Source organism: Acetobacter sp. AAB5 (genome assembly GCF_050106715.1).
Lineage (GTDB): Bacteria > Pseudomonadota > Alphaproteobacteria > Acetobacterales > Acetobacteraceae > Acetobacter > Acetobacter oryzifermentans.
This window is the reverse complement of sequence record NZ_JBNIEW010000030.1, coordinates 1-5,011: the sequence shown is the minus strand read 5'-3', so window position 1 is coordinate 5,011 and position 5,011 is coordinate 1. Positions and strand designations below refer to the sequence as shown.

The window sequence follows — 5,011 nt, the reverse complement described above, 5'->3', positions numbered from 1 at the left end:
ACCGACGAACGCGAGCTGGATGACGGGCTGGCCGCGTTCGACCAGCTCGGCCGGGAAATGGCGGAGACGAACCGTTTGCTCCGGACCGTCCGAACCGATCAGGCCACCCGAAACCAGCAGGAACACGCCCTGTCGGCCGAAATGCAGACTGCGCTCAGACAGGCCACAGGAGCCTCACAGAAGGCGCTACAGGCCAGTCAGACCGAAATACGCTCATCTCTACTCTGGACGGGCCTGATGGCCCTCCTGATCGTTCTGGTGGCGTTTGGCGGGGGATATTTCTTCGGTCACCGGGCTGGATGGGACACAGGACACGCGGACGGATACCAGAAAGCCCGGAATCAGGAGGCCGCCGCGAGCTGGGCTAACACACCGGCCGGACAGCGGGCCTATGGCCTCGATCAGCTTGGCAGCCTCGATATGCTGGCCCTGTGCAAGGGGGACGGCTGGACCACGGAACGCCAGAAGGGTGGGACGGTCTGCTTCCCGAAAGAAGACGCCAAGGGAAACCTTAGCGGCTGGTATATCCGCTGACCGTCACCGGAATGGGAAAGCCCGCCCGCCCTCTCATCGCTTCCTGAGCCATTTTCTCTTGCCCGATTCTGCCGGCGCCACAGGGTCCGGGCGAGCGCGGAGCGGGAGCGGCGTAGCCCGCCCGCAGGGCGCCGGAACAGAACCATAAATGGCAGTTTTCCACCGGAAAAAGGGGGGACAACAGGGGGATTAGATTCTTTTCTCTTTCTTAGGGATCGCCACACCCCGCAGGAATCCGGCAGAAAGAGGTTGCATTAGGTCACAGACTCTGTGACCTTTGGATCACGGATTCCGTGATCTAATGACGGGTTCTCCACAGGGAGCAAACCATGGCCCAGATTGTGCGCCTCACCACCAAACAGCAGCGGTCCGGACAGGAGGAAGCCGCACAGGTGGCCGAGCAGCTCTCGCTCCTGTCCGACGAACTCCTGAAGCATTTGCCCGGAGAGGCGCGTATAGCCATCTCACGGGCCACACACGCGCTACAGAAGGCCGCGCGACCAGACACCACCGAAGGGCTTTGGCCGGGAGGTTTCACCATGTTGAGCCGTATGCAGACCGCCGCAATCTGGGACGCCATCCGCGCCCTGCCGTCCGATGACCGGCCCAATCAGGTCCGCCATGCCTTCGATCTAGTGCTGCTCAATCTCCGGCAGGATACAGGCGAGGTTCTGCTCACCCGAGACCAACTTGCCGAGGAAATTGACTGTGCCCCTCGTAGCGTCAGCACCATTATGGGAACGCTGGAAAAAATGGGGGTGATCCGCCGCGAACGTCGCAAGATCGAAGGCGTGAGAGGCCCGGGCATGGCCGTGTATTTCATCAACCCGCACGTGGCATGGAATGGCTCGCTGGACGTCCGCAAGGCACAGGCCGCGGAAACCCGACCTCCCATGCAACTCGAACTTCTCCAAGGGGGGGCGTCATGACCATCTTTTGAACAAAAAAAAACCGCATGCATCTTGGCGTAAATAGACTTGCATCAAAATCCAAAATATTGCTGCAAGCTTAATAACATATTGGAGAAATTCTATGGCAACATACTATCCGACATCTGGAGATATAAATCTCCCGTCGACATCAAGTGATTATTCAGATTTATATATTACAGATGAAAATCACACGTACAATAATTTTAACGGGAATGGCACACAAAGCACTGCAACCAATCCATCAGGACAAGGGTCTGGTGCAACATATGAAGTAACCTCTGGAACAGCAACATTTTCTGGCTACTTCAATATTAACGGATCAAACGTTATTGTTGATTCTGGGGCAGCAATAAAAGTAGATCTTGACTATACAAACGCTGCTGGTGGACACCTAACCGTCAATGGGTCATTTACAGTAGAAGGAAATACAAACTTAAACCAATCAGTAATTACTGTTAATAGCGGAGGAAAGTTTACAGCCGAAGGCTTAACGAATTTAAACTCTGGATATTTAAATATAAACGGAGGAACTGTAGAATTAAAAGGGTCTCTTGCAAATAATGATAAATCATCTTCCGATCCAGGACCTATAATAGATTTCAATAATAACCCAAATGGTACTTTTATTATTGATGATAGCAGCCAAACATCAGATGCTGTAGCAATAACAGTTAAAAACTACACATATGGAGACACAATAAAGATTGGAAGTTCAGGAAGTGGAACATTAACAACATCTTACGACTCTTCAAATCATACGTTAACAGTGTTAAACGGCTCTGGAAAAGAAGTCGTTAAATTCACAAATTTTACAGACTCTAACTATAGTTCAAATCCAATTTCTGCGGAATATAGTGATGGATTCCTCGTTATAAACTGCTTCCTCCCGGGCTCTCTCATCAGCACGCCGTATGGCACGAAGGCCGTTGAAGAACTGAGTGTTGGTGATGAGATCATTGCGTATGTTGATGGTGTTGCGACCCCCCGCCGTGTGACCTGGACCGGTCAGGCACACTGCAATGTTCGTTCCCATCTTCCTGATGACGAAGCGGGTTACCCGGTCCGCATCCTCAAGGATGCCATCTCGGACGGAGTTCCGTTCAAGGACATGCTGATCACGGCGGAGCACTGCCTGTTCTTCGATGGAAAGTTTGTTCCGGCCCGGATGCTGGTGAACGGTCGCTCGATCTTCTTCGACAAGTCCGTCACGTCTTACGACTACTACCATATTGAAACCGAAGCCCATTCGGTCGTCATGGCAGACGGGATGCTCACCGAGAGCTACCTCGATACCGGAAACCGTCGCGCATTCTCCCAGAAAGGGAACGTTGTCTCGATCGGTGGCAGCCGTAATCTGACATGGGACGATGCTGCTGCGCCGCTTGGTGTCAGCCGCGAATTTGCAGAACCTCTGTTCCGGCAGGCCGAAGCCCGGGCAATCGCTGCTGGCATCACACAGAAAGACACCGCTCCTGAACTGACAGAGGAGGCCAACCTCCATCTCATCACGGACACCGGTGTATCCATCCGCCCTGCCCGTGAACACAACGGACGCATCATGTTCATGATCCCGACAGGTGTTCAGTCCATCCGCATCGCCTCCAATGCCAGCCGACCCAGTGATGTCGTCGGACCGTTCGTCGATGACCGCCGTTATTTCGGCGTCGCTGTGGGGGATATTACTCTTTTCGAGGGCAACAGGTCTCGTACCATTACCTCTCACCTGACCGACAGAGAACTGGACGGCTGGAACACTCTGGAATGGGAAGACTGCCGCTGGACATCCGGTAACGGCCTGCTACCACTCGGTGAACGTCATCCGAACAGCGTCGCCCTCATCGCTATCCAGATCAGAAAAACAGGCCCCTACCTGGCCACAGATACGGTTCAAAAAAAGGCCGCTCTGCGGGCCTGAAAAGACAATCCCCGCCTCCTCTGCTGGGAGGCGGGGATCACCAAGGGTCATACCCTCGGTCACGGCTTCGTCCTCTTCCCCGTGACCTCGTTCTTTCCAGATTATGCTCCCGTTCGACCGCCCGGATGTCCTGATGGCGTCTGATCTCGGCCTGACGCGCCTGCTCCTTCCGCTGGCGTTCAGCCTCCCTCTCCCGTTCCATCCGTTGCCCGATCTTCCGGGCCAGACCGACCGCCAGCCGAGCCTTCTTCTCAAGGCCGGAGAACAGCGCCGAGGCCTTCTCCACGGCCTTGCGGGCCGTTTCCAGCACCCGGTTCCGCTCGCGGATCTCCGCATTCTGCTTCCCGAGATCCGTCACAGGATCTCGGCCGGGGATCTCGCGGGCCGCCTGACGCTCTAGGGCGGTCGCTGACACGCCCATGTGCCGGGTCGGCTCCTGTTCCTTCCCCTGGCGCTCGAAGCTCCGGTGATCCACCCGCTGTTCGACCTGGTGCCGTTCCAGCGCCATGTTCACCTGGCGCGCCCACACACCCCGCATGTGCTCGATCTCGGCCGAGGCGGTGCTGGCCACGTCCAGAACCCGCGTCTTGGCCCCCAGACCGTCCTCCCCGGCCGTCCGGGTCGTGGTCAGGATGTGCGCGTGATGGTTCCGGTTGTCCCCTTCCCGGCCGGGTTCATGGATCGCCACATCGGCCACCACTCCGTACCGCTCCACCAGCTCACGGGCGAAATCCCGGGCCAGTTCTTTCCGTGCGCCCGCGTCCAGCTCGGCCGGTAACGCCAGCTCGTATTCCCGGCCGGTCTTGGCATCCTTCCTCTTCTCGATCGTTTCCGCAGCATTCCATAGAGTATTTCGATCATGCGCCCAGTCCGCGCCATCCGGGGCCACGATGAACGCATCTTCCACCCCCTGTTTGCGGGTATAATCGTGCGTCAGGCCCTGCCGCTCGTCCGTCAGTTCCTGACCAGCACGGTAGGCAGCGGCCGCCACAACGCTGCGACCAGCTGAACGCGAGATGGATTTGACGGACAGGTGGTAGATCGCCACGCTTCGCTCCGATCTGGAAGGGTTCAGGGAAGGAACATCCCTGACGCACGCATTGGAACAATGCTAAAGTGCGCCCTTCACTCCTTCGTCGCAAGGGTTGTTTGCGCCTCTTGAGGAATCAAGGAAACTTCCGAAAAATCGGGTATCCTGAGCGGTGACACGGTTATGTGGATTCTACGACAGACCATTGCACCCGTATGGTGCGGGAGGAAAAATGACACCCATCGAGAAGGCAAAACAGCAGGTCGAACAGGCCAGGGCCCGGTATCAGGCTTTGCTCGCCAGACAGAACGCTGAAGAACGCAAGCTGGACACCCGGCGCAAGGTCATTCTCGGGGGCCTTCTGATCGACGCGGCCGGGAAGGATGAACGCTTCGACCTCGTCATTGATGAACTGCTGAAACGCATCACCCGCGACCATGACCACAAGGCGTTCGAGGGGTGGCAGAAGCCGGAACCTGACAGGTCATGACCGACGAACGCGAGCTGGATGACGGGCTGGCCGCGTTCGACCAGCTCGGCCGGGAAATGGCGGAGACGAACCGTTTGCTCCGGACCGTCCGAACCGATCAGGCCACCCGA

The 5,011-nt window shown here is 56.7% G+C and carries 5 protein-coding genes; 4 read left to right on the top strand and 1 reads right to left on the bottom strand.

Annotated elements, in window-relative coordinates; genetic code table 11:
* The 3 genes from ACP7IZ_RS13360 to ACP7IZ_RS13350 all read left to right on the top strand — a co-directional run.
* A partial coding sequence (locus tag ACP7IZ_RS13360) for a replication protein (RefSeq protein ID WP_426849651.1) occupies positions 1-534 on the top strand: 534 nt, incomplete at its 5' end.
* A gap of 329 nt (positions 535-863) precedes the next feature.
* Positions 864-1,463, top strand: a complete 600-nt coding sequence (locus ACP7IZ_RS13355; protein WP_426849649.1) for a helix-turn-helix domain-containing protein — start codon at positions 864-866, stop codon at positions 1,461-1,463.
* Positions 1,464-1,566: 103 nt separating this feature from the next.
* Positions 1,567-3,381 carry a Hint domain-containing protein gene (locus ACP7IZ_RS13350; protein ID WP_426849647.1) on the top strand — a complete coding sequence of 605 codons (1,815 nt, stop codon included), beginning with the start codon at positions 1,567-1,569 and terminating at the stop codon, positions 3,379-3,381.
* A 37-nt stretch (positions 3,382-3,418) separates the two neighbouring features.
* Here ACP7IZ_RS13350 and mobQ read toward each other — a convergent pair whose 3' ends face one another.
* Complete coding sequence (gene mobQ, locus ACP7IZ_RS13345; protein ID WP_426849645.1) at positions 3,419-4,429, bottom strand: MobQ family relaxase; 1,011 nt, start codon at positions 4,427-4,429, stop codon at positions 3,419-3,421.
* A 214-nt stretch (positions 4,430-4,643) separates the two neighbouring features.
* Between mobQ and ACP7IZ_RS13340 the strand changes: the two genes are divergently transcribed.
* Positions 4,644-4,901 (top strand): mobilization protein, encoded by a 258-nt coding sequence (locus tag ACP7IZ_RS13340; RefSeq protein WP_426849644.1) that lies wholly within the window; start codon positions 4,644-4,646, stop codon positions 4,899-4,901.
* The last annotated feature ends 110 nt before the right edge of the window (positions 4,902-5,011 follow it).